The sequence below is a fragment of the Pseudomonas sp. St290 genome (assembly GCF_018325805.1).
GTDB classification, from domain to species: domain Bacteria; phylum Pseudomonadota; class Gammaproteobacteria; order Pseudomonadales; family Pseudomonadaceae; genus Aquipseudomonas; species Aquipseudomonas bijieensis.
This window is the reverse complement of the sequence record NZ_AP014703.1, coordinates 4,830,510-4,849,033: the sequence shown is the minus strand read 5'-3', so window position 1 is coordinate 4,849,033 and position 18,524 is coordinate 4,830,510. Positions and strand designations below refer to the sequence as shown.

Genomic DNA, 18,524 nt, shown 5'->3' with positions numbered 1-18,524 from the left:
TCTCAGGAGTACGCGTCGCCAGCGTACTCGGCAAACCCCGGCCGTTGTTCGAGCCGCTTGCAATAGGCGGCCACGGCCGGGTAGTCAGGACGCTCCATGGGCGTCTGGCGCCAGCGGTGGACGGACAGGCCGATGAGCACATCCGCAAGGGAAAATCTCGTACCGGCCACGTAGGCGCCGGTGCGGTTCAACTGCTGTTCGAGCAAACCCATCTTCTGGTTCCAGCCTTTGATGCCAGCGGCGATGCGCTGCGGGTCCTGGAAGTCCGGATTCTTGCGCACCAAGGCGTGGAAGGCGTAGCCCCATGACGGGTTGAGTTCCGTGGCCTGCCAATCCATCCACTGTTCGATGCGTGCTCGGGCGGCAGGTTCGACAGGCAGCAGATCGCCGGCCCCATGTTTGCCCACCAGGTAACGGCAAATGGTATTGGACTCCCAGAGCACGCCATTCTCATCAATGATTACCGGCACCTGGGCATTGGGATTCAAGGCCAGGAACGCCGGGTCCTGGGTCGAGGCAAAGCCGATGCCCCAGTCTTCGCGCTCGAAGGCGATCTCCAGTTCCTGACAGGTCCACAGCACTTTTCTGACGTTGATTGAAGAAGTGCGGCCGAGGATTTTCAACTGTTGTCCCATCACTTTGTCCCTGAGTTTTTTGGCGTCCGGGCAGAAACGTAGCAGGGTCTTGGGCGGATGGCGATTGGCTTTGTTGTTGATGTACTAGATCCCAATATGTGGGAGTGATATTTATATATTGAGATTTTATTGCGCTCAGGTTTATAGTCCGTCCCACTCACTGCCAAAAAACAGAACAGGTGAAACGGATGCAGGCGCAATTGATTGCGCTCGATTGGGGGACCACCTCATTACGGGCTTACAAACTCGCCGCCGGGGGCGAGGTGCTCGAACAGCGTTCGCTGTCATCGGGGATCATGCAGTTGCCCTCCGGGCCACGAACCCTGGCTGGCCAGGTGTGCATCGACGGCTTCGAATTGGCCTTCGATGAGGCCTGTGGCGATTGGCTCAATGCTCAGCCGGGCCTGCCTGTCATAGCCTGCGGTATGGTCGGCAGCGCCCAGGGCTGGCGCGAAGCACCCTACTGCGACACGCCCGCCAACGTCGCCAATCTCGGACATTCCCTACAAACCGTTCGTAGTCTTCGCGGTGTCGATGTGCACATCGTACCCGGCGTGATCCAGCGTTCACGGCTGCCCAACGTCATGCGCGGCGAAGAGACTCAGGTGCTCGGCGCCTTGCATAACCTGCCGGACGGAGCGGTGCTGATCGGCCTGCCCGGCAGCCACTCGAAATGGGTGGAAGTGGCCGATGGTTGCATCGTGCATTTCGACACCTTCATGACCGGCGAGATCTTCGCCGTGCTCAGTGACCACAGCATTCTCGGCCGTACCCAGCAGCGCGGCGCGACGCTCGACGGCCAGGCCTTCGATCGCGGCGTGCAGGTGGCATTGTCGGTTGACGGCGAGATCGGTCCGTTGTCCACCGTGTTCAGCGCCCGCAGCCTGGGCTTGACCGGCGAACTCGCTGCCAGCGCCCAGGCGGACTATCTCTCTGGCCTGTTGATCGGCCATGAACTGACGGCGCTGGCTACCGTGCAGCGTCGGCGACGCGACAGCATCCACTTGCCCGCCGTGGTGTTGATCGGCAATTCCCAACTCTGCGCCCGTTATCAACGGGCTCTCGACGCCTGCGGTTTCGCCCGGGTGACCCTGGCCGAACAGGCCACCGAACGTGGTTTGTGGCAACTGGCCGTGGCGGCCGGGCTGCTCGATTCCACCGCATCGCGTTAAACCTGACTGGAGGTCTGACATGCTCACACAAGCACTGGCACACAACGGGCTGATCGCGATCCTGCGTGGTCTGCGTCCCGAAGAGGCGGCGGCCATCGGCGAAGTCCTGTACGGCGCCGGATTTCGCGTCATCGAAGTACCGCTCAATTCCCCCGAGCCGTACGAAAGTATCCGCATCCTGCGCAGTACCTTGCCCGCCGATTGCCTGATCGGTGCCGGCACCGTGCTGACGCCGGAACAGGTCGAGCAGGTGAAAGCCGCTGGCGGACAAGTGATCGTCATGCCCCACAGCGATCCGAAGGTGCTGCGTGCGGCGAAAGCGGCGGGCTTGTATCTGTCGCCAGGCGTCGCCACGCCCACCGAAGCCTTTGCCGCACTGGCCGAAGGCGCCCACGTGCTGAAGATGTTTCCCGCCGAGCAAATGGGCCCGGCGGTGGTCAAGGCCTGGCTCGCGGTGCTGCCGGCCGGGACCGTGCTGGTGCCGGTGGGCGGGATCACGCCGGACAACATGGCGGTGTTCGTCGAGGCCGGGGTCAAGGGTTTCGGCCTCGGTTCCGGGCTGTTCAAGCCAGGCCTGACGGCAGATGAGGTGGCGGTGCGCGCCAAGGCCTACGTGGCCGCGTGGAATGCCTTGAACTGAAGACTTTTCCAGCGCCCCGGGCGCTGCATCTGATAAGAGAGACAACAAGATGAAAATCACCAAACTGACCACGTTTATCGTTCCGCCGCGCTGGTGCTTCCTCAAGGTCGAAACCGACGAGGGCGTGACCGGTTGGGGCGAGCCCGTGGTTGAAGGCCGTGCCCATACGGTGGCGGCGGCCGTCGAAGAACTGTCTGACTACTTGATCGGCAAAGACCCACGCAACATTGAAGACATCTGGACCGTACTGTATCGCGGCGGCTTCTACCGCGGTGGGGCGATCCACATGAGTGCCCTGGCCGGTATCGACCAAGCGTTGTGGGACATCAAGGGCAAGGCCTTGGGTGTGTCGGTCAGCGATTTGCTCGGTGGCCAGGTGCGCGACAAGATCCGCGTGTATTCGTGGATCGGCGGCGACCGACCGGCGGACACCGCTCGCGCGGCGAAAGAGGCGGTGGCGCGGGGTTTCACGGCGGTGAAAATGAATGGTACCGAAGAGCTGCAATTTCTCGACACGTTTGAAAAGGTCGACCTGGCCCTGGCCAACGTTGCGGCGGTGCGGGACGCGGTGGGGCCGAACGTCGGCATTGGCGTGGACTTCCACGGTCGGGTGCACAAGCCGATGGCCAAGGTGCTGATGAAGGAGCTCGATCCCTACAAACTGATGTTCATCGAAGAGCCAGTGCTCAGCGAAAACTACGAAGCCCTCAAGGAATTGGCGCCGCTGACCAGCACCCCGATTGCCCTGGGCGAGCGGTTGTTCTCGCGCTGGGACTTCAAGCGAGTCCTCAGCGAAGGCTACGTGGACATCATCCAACCGGATGCATCCCACGCCGGCGGTATCACCGAAACCCGCAAGATCGCCAACATGGCCGAGGCCTACGACGTGGCGCTGGCCCTGCACTGCCCACTGGGCCCGATCGCCCTGGCGGCGTGCCTGCAACTGGACGCGGTCTGCTACAACGCGTTCATCCAGGAGCAGAGCCTGGGCATCCACTACAACGAGAGCAACGACCTGCTGGATTACATCAAGGATCCACAGGTGTTCGACTACGACAAAGGCTTCGTGAAAATCCCCAATGGCCCGGGCCTGGGTATCGAGATCAACGAGGAATACGTCATCGAACGCGCGGCTATCGGCCATCGCTGGCGCAACCCGATCTGGCGCCATGCCGATGGCAGTTTTGCCGAGTGGTGAGTCACGCCTGATCCACCCAGTTCCCCTGTGGGAGCGAGCCTGCTCGCGATGGTGTGTCAATTGGCTTATGGGTGACTGACCCACTGCTATCGCGAGCAGGCTCGCTCCCACAGGTTGATCTCCGTAGACAGGGAGATCCTTCTCGGTATGCCCGTTTCCTCAATAAACATAAAAAGAGGCACCTCACATGCAAGCGCACACCCTGAGCGCGCAAGCGTCGTTGGTGACGCCCAGCCGCAAGCGTTTTTTCATCATGGTCCTGCTGTTCATCACCGTGGTGATCAATTACCTGGACCGCAGTAACCTCTCGATTGCCGCGCCCGCACTGACCAGTGACCTGGGCATCGATCCGATCCACGTCGGGCTGATTTTCTCGGCGTTCGGCTGGACCTACGCGGCCATGCAGATCCCTGGTGGCTGGCTGGTGGACCGAGTACCGCCGCGCATTCTTTACAGCGTGGCGTTGCTGTTGTGGTCGGTGGCCACGGTGATGCTTGGCTTCGCCGCCAGTTTCATCGCGCTGTTCGTGCTGCGCATGGCGGTCGGTGCCCTGGAAGCGCCGGCTTATCCGATCAACAGCCGCGTGGTCACTACCTGGTTCCCTGAACGTGAGCGGGCCACGGCCATCGGTTTCTACACCTCCGGGCAGTTCGTCGGATTGGCTTTCCTGACGCCGGTGTTGGCCTGGCTGCAACACGCCTTCGGCTGGCACATGGTGTTTGTCGCCACGGGCGCGGTGGGCATTATCTGGGCGGCGATCTGGTACGCGGTATATCGCGAGCCACGGGATTTCAAAGGCGCCAACGCCGCTGAAATCGAACTGATCCGCGAAGGCGGTGGGTTGGTGGATATCCAGGCCGATACCGCCAAGGCCAAGGCGAAATTCAGCTGGACCGACCTGGGTATTGTCCTGACCCAACGCAAGTTGTGGGGCATTTACCTGGGGCAGTTCTGCCTCAACTCCACGCTGTGGTTTTTCCTGACCTGGTTCCCGACCTACCTGGTGAAATATCGCGGCATGGACTTCATCAAGTCCGGCCTTTTGGCATCGCTGCCATTTCTCGCGGCGTTTGTCGGCGTGCTGTGTTCCGGGTTCTTTTCCGACTGGCTGATTCGTCGTGGCAGCAGCGTGGGGTTCGCGCGCAAGCTGCCGATCATTGGCGGATTACTGATCTCCACATCGATCATCGGCGCCAACTTTGTCGAGTCGACGCCGCTGGTCATCGCCTTCCTGGCCCTGGCGTTCTTCGGCAACGGCCTGGCGTCGATCACCTGGTCGCTGGTCTCGACACTGGCGCCGGCGCGACTGCTCGGGTTGACCGGTGGGGTGTTCAACTTCATCGGTAACCTGGCGGCCATCGCCACGCCTATCGTCATTGGCTTCCTTGCCAGCGGCGATTCGTTTGCCCCGGCCATCACCTATATCTCCGTGCTGGCATTGGTGGGGGCGCTGTCCTACATCCTACTGGTGGGGAAGGTCGAGCGCATCGAGTTGTAGTCCGACGGGGCGGGCGACCATAATGCCGCCCGTTCCCCGCTCACTGTTGAAGGCCGGATATGCAGCAAGACGATCCAAAAATCACCAAGGACGCCGCGCCTACAGGCACGCAGACATTGCTGCGTGGCCTGGGTGTGGTTCAGGCGGTCGCCAGCGGCGCCCGTGACTTGAAGGAAATCGCCCGGCTGATCGGCACCACCCGCAGCACCACCCATCGCCTGGCCAGTTGCCTGGTGGACGAACGTTACCTGCGCGTGGTGCCGCAAGTGGGTTACCTGCTGGGGCCGAAGCTGATCGAACTGGGTTTCCAGGCCCGGGAAGAACTGCCACTGGTGAGCCTGGCCGGGCCGTATCTGGATGAGTTGTCGGCTCTTACCGGCGACACCGTTCACCTGGCGATTCGCGAGGGCGACGAAGTCTTGTACCTGCTGAAAAATCCGGGGCGCAACGGCCCGGAGATGCGCTCGCGCGTGGGCCATCGCATGCCTTTGGCGCGCACCGGGATTGGCAAGGCGCTGATGCTCGATGACTCGCAAGAACAATGGAAAAGGCTGTACGAAATCAGCCTGCCGGCCGGCGGGAAGAATCAGTTCTGGCCCCAGCATCAGGAGCAATCCTGGGAACAGTTCCAGCAACGGATGGTGGAGTACGTGGCGGGAGGTTATGCCTTCGATCTGGAAGACAACGAACCGTCGATTCGTTGCGTGGCGGCGCCGATTCGCGACGCTGGCAAGCGCATTGTCGCCGGTATCAGCATCGCCAGCACCGTGCCGTACATGCCGCTGGAAAAAATGGCCGAGCTGATTCCCCTGGTCAAAGGGGTTACAGCCCGGCTATCGGCGGAGCTGGGTGCCAAGGTCTGACGAACGTCAGGCCTTGAGGGTCGCCATGTCGATGACGAAGCGGTACTTCACGTCCCCAGCGATCATGCGGCTGTAGGCCTCGTTGATCTGGCGAATGTCGAGCATTTCAATGTCGCAGCTGATGTTGTGTTCGGCACAGAAATCCAACACTTCCTGAGTCTCTGCGATACCGCCGATCAACGAGCCAGCCAGGACTCGACGACCCATGATCAGTTTTGCGGCATGCACCGGCGGATCAATCGGCTCGACCAGACCTACCAGGATATGCACGCCGTCGAAACGCAAGGTGTCGAGGTATGGATTGAGGTCGTGCTGCACCGGAATGGTGTCCAGCAGGAAGTTGAAACGTCCGGCGGCAGCGGCCATCTGCTCGGCGTCGGTAGACACGATCACGTGGTCCGCACCTTGGCGACGGGCTTCTTCAGCCTTGCTCGCCGAGCGGGTGAACAACGTCACTTCCGCGCCCATGGCCTTGGCGAACTTGATGCCCATGTGCCCGAGCCCACCCATGCCCAGCACGCCGACCTTGTCGCCGGCCTTCACGCCGTAGTGCTTGAGGGGCGAATAGGTGGTGATGCCGGCGCAGAGAATCGGCGCGGCACCGGCCGGGTCGAGGGTTTCCGGAATACGCAGCACGAAGTGCTCGCTGACCACGATGCTGTTGGAGTAACCGCCCATGGTGTGGCCGCCGCTGATACGGTCCGGGCTGGCGTAGGTCTGCGTCATGCCCTGGTAGCAGTATTGCTCCAGGTCAGCGCGGCAAGCTTCGCACTCGCGGCAGGAGTCGACCATGCAGCCAACACCCACCAGGTCGCCGACCTTATAGCGGGTGACATTCGCACCGACGGCGGTGATTTTTCCTACAATCTCATGGCCGGGCATCAGCGGATAAACGGCGATACCCCATTCATTGCGGGCCTGGTGGATGTCGGAATGGCAGACGCCGCAGTAGAGAATGTCGATTGCCACATCGTCGGCTCGCGGGCTGCGGCGTTCGAATTTCATGGGGGCGAGGGGAGTGGTGGCCGACTGGGCGGCATATCCGATGGCTGTGTACATGATGGACCTCGCTAAGCAGTGAACGGTGAAGGTTCATTCTGGGAGTCCTGGCGGCCGGCGGCGATGGCGATTCCTCCGCCTGTCATGCCTAATCCTCCGGTCTTGGCCAGGATTTGATCCTATGTGGCGCCAGACCTGCGATGATGGTTTCATCCCTTTTTTCGTGAAGTTTTCGTCCATGTTGTTGACCCGCCATCTCGATGCCAACGCTACGCTGGTTTCATTGATAGAACCTTTGGCGACCCGCGACGGTTTCGTCCCGACGCCACTGCCCGGCGTACATGTGCTTCGGGCCAGTCAGGACGTCGCCCGTGGCCCACAGCTCTACGAACCGAGTCTGGTGATCATTGCCCAGGGTAGCAAACTGGCGTACCTGGGGCCTCGCACGCTGGAATATGGCGCCGGGCATTATCTGATCCAGGCCTTGCCGGTGCCGTTCGAATGCGAAACCTACGCCATGCCCAATGCTCCACTGCTTGGGGTTTCCGTTGCGATCGATCGGGCGATGCTGGGGGAACTGGTGCTGGCCATGGGGTTGGTACCGGGTCGGAACCTGGCGCCGCAGACGCCGGAATCGATGACCTGCGCCGTGCTTGATGACGCCATGCGTGGGTGTGTCGAACGTTTGTTGCGCTGTTTGCACGATCCGTTGGAGTGCCAGGTCATGGGCCAGGCGCGGCTGCGGGAGTTGCTGTTCGTCGCGTTGCGCGGGCCCCAGGCCGATGTGCTGCGGGCGCTGGTGGAGCAGCAAGGCCAGTTCGCTCGGATTGCCGTGGCCTTGAGCCATTTGCATGCGCACTTCACCGAGCCACTGAACGTCGAGACACTGGCCAGTTGCGCGAACATGAGCGCTTCAACCTTCCATGAGCATTTCAAGCGCAGCACCTTGCTCTCGCCGGTGCAGTACCTCAAGCGCTTGCGCCTGCTCAAGGCCCAGCGGCTGCTGCTCATCGAAGGCATGGGCGTGGCCCAGGTGGCGCATCAGGTGGGGTATCAGAGCCCGTCGCAGTTCAGTCGGGAGTACAAGCGCTACTTCGAACGCAACCCCGGGGAAGAGCGCGCAGCTTGAGCCTGTGATGTTCCCTTGTGGGAGCGAGCCTGCTCGCGATAGCGGTGTATCGGTCGACATCTGTGTTGAATGGAAAAACGCTATCGCGAGCAGGCTCGCTCCCACATTGGTTCGGTGTGGTCGTCGGAATAGCAGGCAACAAAAAGGCCCCCATTGCGGGAGCCTAGATGTTCAGCGAATCGGCTTACATGTTCGGGTAAGTCGGCCCGCCAGCGCCTTCCGGGGAAACCCAGGTGATGTTCTGCGCAGGGTCCTTGATGTCACAGGTCTTGCAGTGAACGCAGTTCTGGGCGTTGATCTGGAAGCGCTTCTCGCCGTCTTCCTTGGTCACCACTTCATACACGCCGGCCGGGCAGTAGCGCTGTGCCGGTTCGTCGTACAGCGGCAGGTTCTTGCTGATCGGAATGCTCGGATCGGTCAGCTTCAGGTGGCAGGGCTGTTCTTCTTCGTGGTTGGTACCGGAAATGAACACCGAGCTGAGTTTGTCGAAGCTGATCTTGCCGTCCGGTTTCGGGTAGTCGATCTTCTTGCAATCGGCCGCCAGCTTGAGGCAGGCATAGTCGGGCTTGGTATCGTGCAGGGTGAACGGCAGCTTGCCGCCGAAGATGTTCTGGTCGAGCCAGTTGAAGCCACCGCCGATGATCGCGCCGTACTTGTGAATCGCCGGGCCGAAGTTGCGGCTGGCGAACAGTTCTTCATACAGCCAGCTGTTCTTGAAGCTGTCGACGTAGGCGGTCAGTTCATCACCGCCTTCGGACTCGGCAAACAGGCGATCGGCCACGGCGTCGGCGGCGAGCATGCCGGACTTCATGGCGGTGTGGCTGCCCTTGATCTTGGCGAAGTTCAGGGTGCCGAGATCGCAACCGATCAGCGCGCCGCCCTTGAAGACCATTTTCGGCAGCGAGTTCAGGCCGCCCTTGCAAATGGCGCGAGCACCGTAGCTGACGCGCTTGCCACCTTCCAGGTACTGCTTGAGCACTGGGTGATGCTTGAGGCGCTGGAATTCGTCGAATGGCGACAGGAAGGTGTTGCTGTAGGACAGGTCGACGATCAGGCCGACCACCACCTGATTATTTTCCAGGTGATAGAGGAATGAACCGCCGGTGTTTTCGGTGCCCATGATATCCAGCGGCCAGCCGGCGGTATGCACCACCAGCCCCGGTTGATGCTTGGCCGGGTCGATTTCCCAGATTTCCTTGAGACCGATGCCGTAGTGCTGGGCGTCGGCATCGCTGTCGAGGTTGAAACGCTTGATCAGTTGCTTGCCAATATGGCCTCGGCAGCCTTCGGCGAACAGCGTGTACTTGCCGCGCAGTTCCATGCCAGGGGTGTAGAGGCCTTCCTTTGGCTGGCCTTCACGGTCGACACCCAGGTCGCCAGTGATGATCCCGCGCACCACGCCGTTTTCGTCGAACAGCGCTTCCTGGGCGGCGAAGCCCGGGTAGATTTCCACGCCCAGGTTCTCGGCCTGCTGGGCCAGCCAGCGGCACAGGTTGCCCAGGGAAATAATATAGTTGCCTTCGTTGTGCATGGTCTTGGGCACAAAAAAGTCAGGGATTTTCTGCGCGGACTCGGCGTTTTTCAGGACATAAATGTCATCACGCTTGACCGGTGTATTCAGCGGCGCGCCGAGTTCTTTCCAGTCCGGGAACAGTTCGTTCAGAGCGCGGGGTTCGAACACCGCACCGGAGAGGATGTGCGCACCGACTTCGGAGCCTTTTTCGACCACGCAGACGCTGATTTCCTTACCGGCTTCGGCGGCCTTCTGTTTCAGTCGGCAAGCGGCAGACAGGCCAGCGGGGCCGGCGCCGACGATGACCACGTCGAATTCCATGTATTCGCGTTCCACAGGGCTATCTCCTACTCAAGGCTCACAGTTTTTCTAATTGGAGGTTTGGCGTTGCATCCGTTGTTTCCTTCGCGAAAAGCGACGAAAGCGACAATGGATGAGACGCGGGTCTCTCTTAAGCGGCGCATTATATCTACACCACTCTCAGGGTCCAATACAAACGTTTGTTTGAAATTGCCGCAGCCCAGATAAATCACTGACGTACGGCTTATGACTGACCATTTTGCCGTATTGACCGGAATAGGCGTTCCGGTCAAGATACGGGCGGTTTTGCGCTCGCCGTAGGCTGACTGTTGGTTCCAAGAGCACCTCTAAAGACAGGGCGAAGGCAGCACAAAGTGACGTATTGCGCGGTTCTGACGCGCAGTTTACACGCCGCGATAATGAATGACTCATCAGTCATCACTGACGAATGGTCTTCACTCCCGTGAGCAGGGTCATGTGTGGTTCATGCCGGCGTTTTTAGAGGTGCCCTTGCGCCCATGAGCATCAACCGCCAGGTTCGCCTAGGCGACTTTTTTTCACCGGAGAGTAACGAGGAATCCATGAAGGTTCTTGTAGCTGTCAAACGAGTGGTCGACTATAACGTCAAGGTTCGCGTCAAGGCGGACAACTCCGGCGTCGACCTCGCCAACGTCAAGATGTCGATGAACCCTTTCTGCGAAATCGCCGTAGAAGAAGCCGTACGCCTGAAAGAAAAAGGCGTGGCGACTGAGATCGTCGTCGTCTCCATCGGCCCGACCACTGCCCAGGAACAACTGCGCACCGCGCTGGCACTGGGTGCCGATCGCGCCATCCTCGTCGAATCCGCCGAAGACCTGACTTCCCTGGCCGTGGCCAAGCTGCTCAAGGCCGTTGTCGACAAGGAACAGCCATCGCTGGTGATCCTCGGCAAACAAGCCATCGACAGCGACAACAACCAGACCGGCCAGATGCTCGCTGCATTGAGCGGCTACGGTCAGGGCACCTTCGCTTCGAAAGTCGAAGTGTCCGGCGACAGCGTTGCCGTGACCCGCGAAATCGACGGCGGCGCGCAGACCGTTTCCCTGAAACTGCCTGCCATCGTCACCACCGACCTGCGTTTGAACGAGCCGCGCTATGCGTCGCTGCCAAACATCATGAAAGCCAAGAAGAAGCCGCTTGAAGTGCTGACTCCTGACGCTTTGGGCGTTTCCACCGCCTCCACCAACAAGACCGTAAAAGTCGAAGCGCCGGCTGCACGCAGCGCGGGCATCAAGGTCAAGTCGGTGGCTGAACTGGTCGAGAAACTGAAAAACGAAGCGAAGGTAATCTGACTATGACTATCTTGGTAATCGCCGAACACGATAACAAGGTGCTGGCTCCGGCCACGCTGAACACCGTTGCTGCCGCTGCCAAAATCGGTGGCGATGTCCACGTCCTGGTAGCCGGGCAGGGCGCTGGCGCCGTTGCCGAAGCCGCTGCGAAAATCGCTGGCGTGGCCAAAGTGCTGGCGGCCGACAACGCTGCCTACGCACACCAACTGCCGGAAAACGTTGCTCCGCTGGTTGCAGAGCTGGGCAAGGGCTACAGCCACATCCTGGCGGCCGCCACTTCCAACGGCAAGAACATCCTGCCGCGCGTTGCCGCTGCACTGGACGTCGACCAGATCTCCGAAATCATCTCGGTAGAAAGCGCCGACACCTTCAAGCGTCCGATCTACGCCGGTAACGCCATTGCCACCGTGCAATCGAACGCTGCGGTCAAGGTCATCACCGTGCGTGCCACCGGTTTCGACCCGGTTGCCGCCGAAGGTGGCTCGGCTGCCGTTGAAGCCGTAGGCGCCGCCCACGACGCCGGCATCTCCAGCTTCGTCAACGAAGAACTGGCCAAGTCCGATCGTCCTGAACTGACCGCTGCCAAGATCGTCGTTTCCGGCGGCCGTGGCATGCAGAACGGTGACAACTTCAAGCACCTGTATGCCCTGGCCGACAAGCTGGGCGCTGCCGTCGGTGCTTCCCGCGCGGCGGTCGACGCTGGTTTCGTACCCAACGACATGCAGGTCGGCCAGACCGGCAAGATCGTTGCACCCCAGCTGTACATCGCCGTCGGTATCTCCGGCGCGATCCAGCACCTGGCCGGCATGAAAGACTCCAAGGTGATCGTTGCGATCAACAAGGACGAAGAAGCGCCGATCTTCCAGGTGGCCGATTATGGCCTGGTAGCGGACTTGTTCGAAGCCATCCCAGAGCTGGAGAAGCTGGTCTAATCCGGCGTCTTCACTTATAAAGAGCCCGGCCCTTTGGCCGGGCTTTTTATTTCTGCATCAGAGGAGCGTATCGCCATGGATCTGCGCCGTTTGGCCGGCTGGTCGTTGCTGTGGACGTTGGCACTGGTGCCAGGCCTGTCTGTTGCCGCGGGCAAATGTGAGCGACTGATCGCCACCGGCAGCCCGGATGCGCCGCCCTATCTGTGGCAAGATCCCCAGGACCCCAAGCACTTGATTGGCGCCGGTGCCGACCTGTTGGCGCACGTGGCGCAAGAGTTGGGGATCAAGATCGAACTGCTGTATGCCGGCAAGCGTGCCCAGGCATTGGACGAAGTGCGCAGTGGACGCATGGACCTGCTCACCGACGCTCCGCTGACCGTTACCGGGCTTGAAGTGCTGGACTACGTTCACCCGCCCTTGCTCGAAAACGATTATCTGGTTTGGACTCGCAAGGACTCGACGCTGGTCATCAACCAGCCGGAGGATCTTCATGGTCATCCCGGCGCCTTGTCGGAAAAGGCGCGTATGACCCAGGGATTCGGCGTTTTTGCCGAACAGAAATTATCCCTGGTGCGCACGCCCAACCTGACCCAGGCCTTTCAGAAACTTCTGCTGGGAGAGGTGGAATACGTCTTGGCGGGGCGCTATTCGGGCCTGGCAATGGCGCAGACACAGGGGATGGCCAACGACCTGCAAGCCGTACCGCAACCGGTGGACAAACCCGGGCTGTTCCTGGCGATTTCCCATAACTCCGCCTGCAATGACCCATGGTTACGCGGACAGCTGGCGCAAAAGATGACAGAATTGGCCGCGTCCGGCCTGACGGAGGCTGTGTTGCAGCGCAATCTCGAGCGTTGGAGAACACAGTTGCAGCCACCTGTCAGTGCCCCAAAACAGTAGGGAACATTAGTGACTATTCGACCTCTTTTCGCTGCCCTGGCCGTTCTGGCTCTGGCGGGCTGCGCAGCCGATCCGGCGCCGAATGAACAGATCCGCCTGACCGAACAGGCACTGGAGCAAGCCCGGGCCGTTGGCGCCACTGCCGACGAAGTGCCGGAACTGAAACTGGCTGAAGAAAAGTTCGCTCGCGCCAAATCCAACATGGCCGACGAATCCTACAAGAAGGCGCGCATGCGGGCCGAACAGGCCGAACTGGACGCCCGTCTGGCCGAAGCGAAGGTGCTGACCCTCAAGAGCCAGGAGCAACTGAACGTGCTCGACACCCGCATCAAGCGCTTGCGCAAACAGTTGCGGGAGGATGCCCAATGAAGCACTCCCACGTATTGGGCGGCCTGGTCCTCGCAGGCCTTGCCAGCTTGTATGGCTGCGCCGGCCAGCGTAGCGAAGCGGCGCTCGAACAGGCCAGCACCGACTTCCAGAAGGTCAAGGAAGACGCCAACGTATTGCGCGCCGCGCCCCGGGACGTGATCCGCGCTGGCGAATCCCTGGCCCGTGCCGATCGTTTGTCCACCTACTGGGGCAGCGGTGAGGATGTGCAGCATTACGCTTACCTGAGCCAGCGCTACAGTGCGATCGCCCGGGAGCACAGCGACCAGGTGCTCAACGAAGAGCGTGCGGCGAAGCTCGAACTGGAGCGCCAGCGCCTGCAATTGGCCCTGCGTGAATCCAAGTTGCTGAGCGTGCAGCAGCAGGGCAAATGGCTTGAAGAACAGATCATGGCGATGGCGACCACACAAACCGATCGCGGCTTGGTGATGACCCTGGGTGATGTGCTGTTCGATACCGGTGAAGCGGAACTGAAGAACTCGGCCAATCGGGTCGTGCTCAAGATCGTGCAGTTCTTGCAGCTCAATCCCAAGCGTGTGGTGCGTATCGAGGGATACACCGATAGCACTGGCGGTAAGCAGGAGAACCTCAAGCTGTCTCGCGACCGCGCGCAAGCGGTGGCGGATGTGCTGGTGGACCTGGGGATAGATGAAAAGCGCATCCAGGTCGAAGGTTACGGTGATCAATACCCGGTGGACGTCAACGCTTCGGAGCGTGGCCGGGCACAGAATCGTCGCGTTGAAATTGTGTTTTCCGACGAAAAAGGCCAGCTCGGCGCCGCCCGCTGAGGGCTGCGTCACTGGAAAACCCGGCCCCTTCAACGGCGCCGGGTTTTTTTGGGCTCGCAGATTGTCTGTAGGGGTACAGTTAGAGCTGTCACTCCACTGTGCTGTCGAGTAATCTGGCAACTGTCCCAGTACACTTCTAAACTGTTCCGGTATCGTTTCCGACAAGAATAAAATGCCCGTGAAATCGAGTGCTGCGTCATGACCAACCTTCTGCTCTATCAACGTATTGCTCAACAGCTGGCTGAAGACATCCGGCGCGGTGTGTATCAGCCTGGCGAACGCGTGCCGTCGGTGCGCAAGATGAGCTCGCAGCTCAACGTCAGCCATGCCACGGTGCTGCAGGCCTACGCGAACCTTGAAGACCAGGGGCTGATTCGCGCGCGGCCGCAGTCGGGCTACTACGTGCACCAGACGCCGGCCCTGACGGCGTCGACGCCGGATATTGCCCGGGTAGAGCGTCCGGGGCTGGTGACGCGCAGCAGCATCATCCAGCAAGTGTTGGTCGAGTCACGCCGCGAAGGCGTGTTTCCCCTGGGTGCGGCGGTGCCAAGCGTCGACTATCTGCCTGTGCGGGCCTTGCATCAGCAACTGGCCAAGGTCACGCGTTTCCACAGCCCGCGGGCGTTCAGCTACATGTTCAGCCCAGGTTTCGAGCCATTGCGACGTCAGGTGGCGATTCGCATGCGCGATGCGGGCGTGGTGGTGGACCCTTCCGAGGTGGTGATCACCCACGGCTGTGTCGATGCGCTGCAGATGTCCCTGCGGGTGCTGACGCGGCCAGGGGACTTGATCGCCGCCGAGTCGCCGACCTATTACGGCTTGCTGCAACTGGCGGATCTGCTGGGTCTCAAGGTCATCGAGATCCCCAGCGATCCGGTCACCGGGATGAGCCTGGAGGCCTTGCAGTTGGCCGCCAACCAGTGGTCGATCAAGGCGCTGGTGCTGACCACGCGCCTGAGCAATCCACTGGGCGGTACCATGCCTGAGGAGCGGCAAAAGCAGCTGCTGCGCCTGGCGTCGGACTTCGACATCCAGATCGTCGAGGACGATATCTATGGCGAGTTGATGTTCGAGCAGGGCCGCACCAAGGCCCTCAAGGCCTACGACCGACTGGACCGGGTCATCTACTGTTCGAGTTTTTCCAAGACGTTGTCGCCAGGTGTGCGCATCGGCTGGATGATCGGCGGGAAATTCCAGCAGGAAATCCAGCGGCTCCAGACCTTCAGCACTCACTCGGCGTGCAGCGTTACGCAGATGGGCATTGCCGCGTACCTGGAGAACGGCGGCTATGACCGGCACTTGCGCTATATCCGCCAGGAGTACCGCAAGAACCTCAGTGCCTTTCAACTGGCGGTGCAACAGTACTTCCCCGAAGGTACGCAGATGAGCCGTCCCACGGGAGGCTTTATCCTGTGGGTCAGCCTGCCGGGGCGGGTCAATACCCAGGAGTTGCATGTGCGGGCGTTGCAACAAGGCATCAGTATCGCGCCAGGGCTGATTTTCAGTAACACCGAACAGTTCAATCACTGCATCCGCTTGAACTGCGGTACACCCTGGAACCGTGAGGCGGAGCGGGCCTTGATGACTCTCGGGCTGTTGGCCACTCAATTGTGCCAAGAGACGGCCAACGGAATTCTTTAGGTGTCAGCGACTTAGCTCGATGTGCTTGTCAGCGCCTCATTATCAGGCGAGCATGGGGGTCCCTGCCGTCAGTGCCGTTGTGTCTATGAAAACCATTGCCCCTGCTGCCTGGGTTTTGATTGGGCTGTTGAGTGCCTTCCAAATGGGAGGCGTCGTCGCGGCAGCGCCGGCGCAGGAAAAACCGGTCGCCAGTGCCACGAAGGATGCACCGAAAAAAAACGCGGTGGCCAAGAAGCCTTCCGCGAAGAAGGCGGCACCCGCGAAGAAAAAGCGCGCGCCCATCGCCTCCAAGAGCAAATCTGCCCATGAGGTCGCCAAGACCCCATTGCCGCCAGCCAAGCTGGACCTGAGCCTGCCCCACGACATGGTCGAGGAGCTGCAGCCACCAGGTAAGGTGACGGTGCCCAAGCGTGAACCACTGCTGCCGTCCATGTTTGGCGAGAAACCCGGACCGTTCCAGCTCAATGGCCGTTTGTTGAGCAATGAAATGCAGTTGCCACTGCGCAACCAGGAGCGCAATGAGGTGGAGGGCGCGGCACTGGATTTCGAATTCAAGCAATAGACCTTCGCCAGGCACGCAGCTCGGTGCTGACTGTCCGGTCATCTCGGCGGTCGCAAAAAATACCCAGACGGAATTTAAAACGAGTGTTTTAGTCGTTACTCTGTGTTCTGTTACCAACTATTACCTGCCGTGAGGATGTTGTCGTCATGAAATGCCGTGAAGGCTGTGGCGCCTGTTGCATCGCCCCTTCCATCAGCTCACCTATTCCTGGCATGCCCCAAGGCAAACCGGCGGGAGAACGTTGCGTGCAATTGTCGGTCGATAACCTGTGCCGGATCTTCGGCCAGCCAGAGCGTCCGGCAGTGTGCTCGGCGTTCGAAGCCGACATCGAGGTTTGCGGCAGCAGCAATGAAGAGGCCATCCGGCTGATCGGTTGGTGGGAACAAGTCACGGCAGCGTAATGAGTCAATGAACAGATCCGAAATGAACGAACTTGGACAATAAGGAAAAAACTATGGGTTCGCTGCATCGTATGGCTGTGTTGTGTGGGTTGACCGTATTGCTGGCAACGGCCACGGCTCAGGCAGAGGACTGGCAGGTTGCCAAGGAGAAGGACGGTATCAAGGTTTCCCTCAGTGAGGTGGCCGGCTCCAAATATAAGGCTTACCGTGGTGTGACGGTCATGAAGACCAGCGTTGCAAAGCTGCGTGCCTTGCAGGAAGACGTCTCCGGCGCCTGCGCCTGGATTCACGAATGCAAGAGCCAGAAGCTGCTCAAGCACGAAGATAGCAAGAGCTGGACCTACACCCAGTTCAACACGCCATGGCCGGTAACGCCCCGTGACTCGGTGCTGGAAGTCACCACCGAGGATGGTGCCGATGGCAGCCTGACCCGCAAGCTCAAGGGCGTGCCCAAGTACCTGCCTGAGGAAAAGGGCTTCGTACGGGTGGCCCAGGTCGATGGTTTCTGGAAGTTCACGCCAAAGGGCGCGGGCCAGGTCGAAGTCGTTTATCAGGTCCACACCGAACCGGGTGGTGACGTGCCGTCCTGGCTGGCGAACAAGTTCGTGGTGGACGCGCCATTCAACACCTTGGAAGCCCTGAAAAAACTTGCCGAAAACTGATCGGCCAAGGCTGCACTAAAGAGACCGCCCCAGAGGCGGTCTTTTCATGTGTGCCGTCCAGAGGCCCAGCGGAACGATTGGCCGGCCCTCAAGGTCGAGATAAAGGTAAGCCAGGCCCTGAATTGATCAAGGAGACACTGATGCAAAAGTGGGAAATTACTTTCATTGACGATCACGGTGAAAAAACCGTCGAGCAGTTCGACTATGACCAGAAGCCCACCATGGAGCAGGCCGCCCAACTGATTCGCGAAAGGTTGCTACCAGTGCTCGAGCGACTGGACCTCAACGACTTGGAGGACCGTACCGAAGACCCTACAGTCAAGAATCTCAAGTCCCAAAACAGTATCGAAATCCTCAGCATTACACCGATTTCATGAAACGTTGCCTGGCCTCGCTTGGCAGTGGCCATCACTTGCGGCTACTCTGCAACTGAGATCAGCGAAAGGATCGCCAAGGTCCGGTCTTGTCAGCTACATGCTTGTGTCCCGACGGCTATTTGATGCCGTATCGCTTGCAGCCTGAGGGCTTCATGCACGGGAAGACGGAAAGTCTATCCATCGGTTTTAGGAGGACGTTTCATGAGCACAGCCTATCAAGAAGACATCAGCACCAGCGTATTGCGCCGCATGAAAGAAGGCGGTTTCGATTTTTCCCGATTCCATCCCATCGAGTTCTACGCCATTTTCCCGGACGAGGAGCGGGCGCGCAGGGCGGCAGGTCATTTTCGGGGAGAATCGCTGAACGCGCAGATCAGTGCACGGGACGACGGGGCTTGGTCATTGGAACTGAGCCGGGTGATGTACGCCACTTACGATGACATTGGCGACTTCGAGCAAGACTTCGAGGCAGTCGTCGAACCCTTGGGCGGCGTTATCGAGGGCTGGGGTGTCAAGCAAGAGATCCGGCGCCTGCAGGCCTGACAAATACACTCACTGCAACTACAGCAACGGCTGACCTTTGTGTCGGCCGTTTT

General features: G+C 60.2%; 20 protein-coding genes. 17 read left to right on the top strand and 3 right to left on the bottom strand.

All coding sequences use genetic code 11. From position 1 onward, the window contains the following. Positions 1–2: 2 nt before the first annotated feature. Positions 3–635 carry a glutathione S-transferase family protein gene (locus PBDP_RS20990; RefSeq protein WP_212801268.1) on the bottom strand — a complete coding sequence of 211 codons (633 nt, stop codon included), beginning with the start codon at positions 633–635 and terminating at the stop codon, positions 3–5. A 188-nt stretch (positions 636–823) separates the two neighbouring features. On the opposite strand from PBDP_RS20990, the gene PBDP_RS20985 reads away from it, so the two are divergent. The 5 genes from PBDP_RS20985 to PBDP_RS20965 all read left to right on the top strand — a co-directional run bounded on the left by PBDP_RS20985 (position 824) and on the right by PBDP_RS20965 (position 6,006). After that, a complete protein-coding gene (locus PBDP_RS20985) occupies positions 824–1,807 on the top strand; it encodes a 2-dehydro-3-deoxygalactonokinase (protein ID WP_212801267.1) in 984 nt (327 codons plus the stop codon). A 19-nt stretch (positions 1,808–1,826) separates the two neighbouring features. Next, entirely contained in the window at positions 1,827–2,447 is a 621-nt protein-coding gene (locus tag PBDP_RS20980) for a 2-dehydro-3-deoxy-6-phosphogalactonate aldolase (RefSeq protein WP_047228220.1), read from the top strand. A 49-nt stretch (positions 2,448–2,496) separates the two neighbouring features. After that, positions 2,497–3,645, top strand: a complete 1,149-nt coding sequence (gene dgoD, locus PBDP_RS20975; RefSeq protein ID WP_003179439.1) for a galactonate dehydratase — start codon at positions 2,497–2,499, stop codon at positions 3,643–3,645. Positions 3,646–3,832: 187 nt separating this feature from the next. Further along, positions 3,833–5,143 (top strand): MFS transporter, encoded by a 1,311-nt coding sequence (locus PBDP_RS20970; protein WP_109754365.1) that lies wholly within the window; start codon positions 3,833–3,835, stop codon positions 5,141–5,143. A 59-nt stretch (positions 5,144–5,202) separates the two neighbouring features. Then, positions 5,203–6,006: an IclR family transcriptional regulator gene (locus tag PBDP_RS20965; RefSeq protein WP_013693986.1), complete on the top strand. Its 804-nt coding sequence runs from the start codon at positions 5,203–5,205 to the stop codon at positions 6,004–6,006. 6 nt (positions 6,007–6,012) lie between these two features. Here PBDP_RS20965 and PBDP_RS20960 read toward each other — a convergent pair whose 3' ends face one another. Next, complete coding sequence (locus tag PBDP_RS20960) at positions 6,013–7,065, bottom strand: NAD(P)-dependent alcohol dehydrogenase (RefSeq protein WP_212801266.1); 1,053 nt, start codon at positions 7,063–7,065, stop codon at positions 6,013–6,015. 178 nt (positions 7,066–7,243) lie between these two features. Between PBDP_RS20960 and PBDP_RS20955 the strand changes: the two genes are divergently transcribed. Beyond that, complete coding sequence (locus PBDP_RS20955) at positions 7,244–8,134, top strand: AraC family transcriptional regulator (RefSeq protein ID WP_116834261.1); 891 nt, start codon at positions 7,244–7,246, stop codon at positions 8,132–8,134. 184 nt (positions 8,135–8,318) lie between these two features. Here PBDP_RS20955 and PBDP_RS20950 read toward each other — a convergent pair whose 3' ends face one another. Next, positions 8,319–9,983, bottom strand: a complete 1,665-nt coding sequence (locus PBDP_RS20950) for an electron transfer flavoprotein-ubiquinone oxidoreductase (RefSeq protein ID WP_109754362.1) — start codon at positions 9,981–9,983, stop codon at positions 8,319–8,321. A gap of 545 nt (positions 9,984–10,528) precedes the next feature. On the opposite strand from PBDP_RS20950, the gene PBDP_RS20945 reads away from it, so the two are divergent. From PBDP_RS20945 to PBDP_RS20895, 11 genes are all read left to right on the top strand, one after another. Continuing rightward, positions 10,529–11,278: an electron transfer flavoprotein subunit beta/FixA family protein gene (locus tag PBDP_RS20945; protein ID WP_003179445.1), complete on the top strand. Its 750-nt coding sequence runs from the start codon at positions 10,529–10,531 to the stop codon at positions 11,276–11,278. A 2-nt stretch (positions 11,279–11,280) separates the two neighbouring features. Further along, the gene (locus PBDP_RS20940) at positions 11,281–12,210 is read left to right on the top strand and encodes an electron transfer flavoprotein subunit alpha/FixB family protein (RefSeq protein WP_109754361.1); all 930 of its coding nucleotides are present in this window, start codon (positions 11,281–11,283) and stop codon (positions 12,208–12,210) included. Between the two features lie 75 nt (positions 12,211–12,285). After that, complete coding sequence (locus PBDP_RS20935) at positions 12,286–13,110, top strand: substrate-binding periplasmic protein (RefSeq protein ID WP_212801265.1); 825 nt, start codon at positions 12,286–12,288, stop codon at positions 13,108–13,110. A 9-nt stretch (positions 13,111–13,119) separates the two neighbouring features. Next, complete coding sequence (locus PBDP_RS20930) at positions 13,120–13,479, top strand: DUF4398 domain-containing protein (RefSeq protein WP_003204190.1); 360 nt, start codon at positions 13,120–13,122, stop codon at positions 13,477–13,479. Next, on the top strand, positions 13,476–14,285 hold the full coding sequence (locus tag PBDP_RS20925; protein ID WP_116833136.1) for an OmpA family protein: 810 nt from the start codon (positions 13,476–13,478) through the stop codon (positions 14,283–14,285). Before PBDP_RS20930 ends, PBDP_RS20925 begins: the two co-directional genes overlap by 4 nt. Positions 14,286–14,483: 198 nt before the next feature. Further along, positions 14,484–15,926: an aminotransferase-like domain-containing protein gene (locus PBDP_RS20920; protein ID WP_109754358.1), complete on the top strand. Its 1,443-nt coding sequence runs from the start codon at positions 14,484–14,486 to the stop codon at positions 15,924–15,926. 85 nt (positions 15,927–16,011) lie between these two features. Further along, entirely contained in the window at positions 16,012–16,488 is a 477-nt protein-coding gene (locus tag PBDP_RS20915; RefSeq protein WP_109754357.1) for a translation initiation factor 2, read from the top strand. 146 nt (positions 16,489–16,634) lie between these two features. Continuing rightward, on the top strand, positions 16,635–16,889 hold the full coding sequence (locus tag PBDP_RS20910; RefSeq protein ID WP_109754356.1) for a YkgJ family cysteine cluster protein: 255 nt from the start codon (positions 16,635–16,637) through the stop codon (positions 16,887–16,889). A 53-nt stretch (positions 16,890–16,942) separates the two neighbouring features. Then, a complete protein-coding gene (locus PBDP_RS20905; protein WP_109754355.1) occupies positions 16,943–17,551 on the top strand; it encodes an START domain-containing protein in 609 nt (202 codons plus the stop codon). A gap of 140 nt (positions 17,552–17,691) precedes the next feature. After that, positions 17,692–17,928, top strand: a complete 237-nt coding sequence (locus tag PBDP_RS20900) for a hypothetical protein (RefSeq protein ID WP_109754354.1) — start codon at positions 17,692–17,694, stop codon at positions 17,926–17,928. A gap of 201 nt (positions 17,929–18,129) precedes the next feature. Then, positions 18,130–18,471 carry a ribonuclease E inhibitor RraB gene (locus PBDP_RS20895; protein WP_003179463.1) on the top strand — a complete coding sequence of 114 codons (342 nt, stop codon included), beginning with the start codon at positions 18,130–18,132 and terminating at the stop codon, positions 18,469–18,471. Positions 18,472–18,524: the final 53 nt, after the last annotated feature.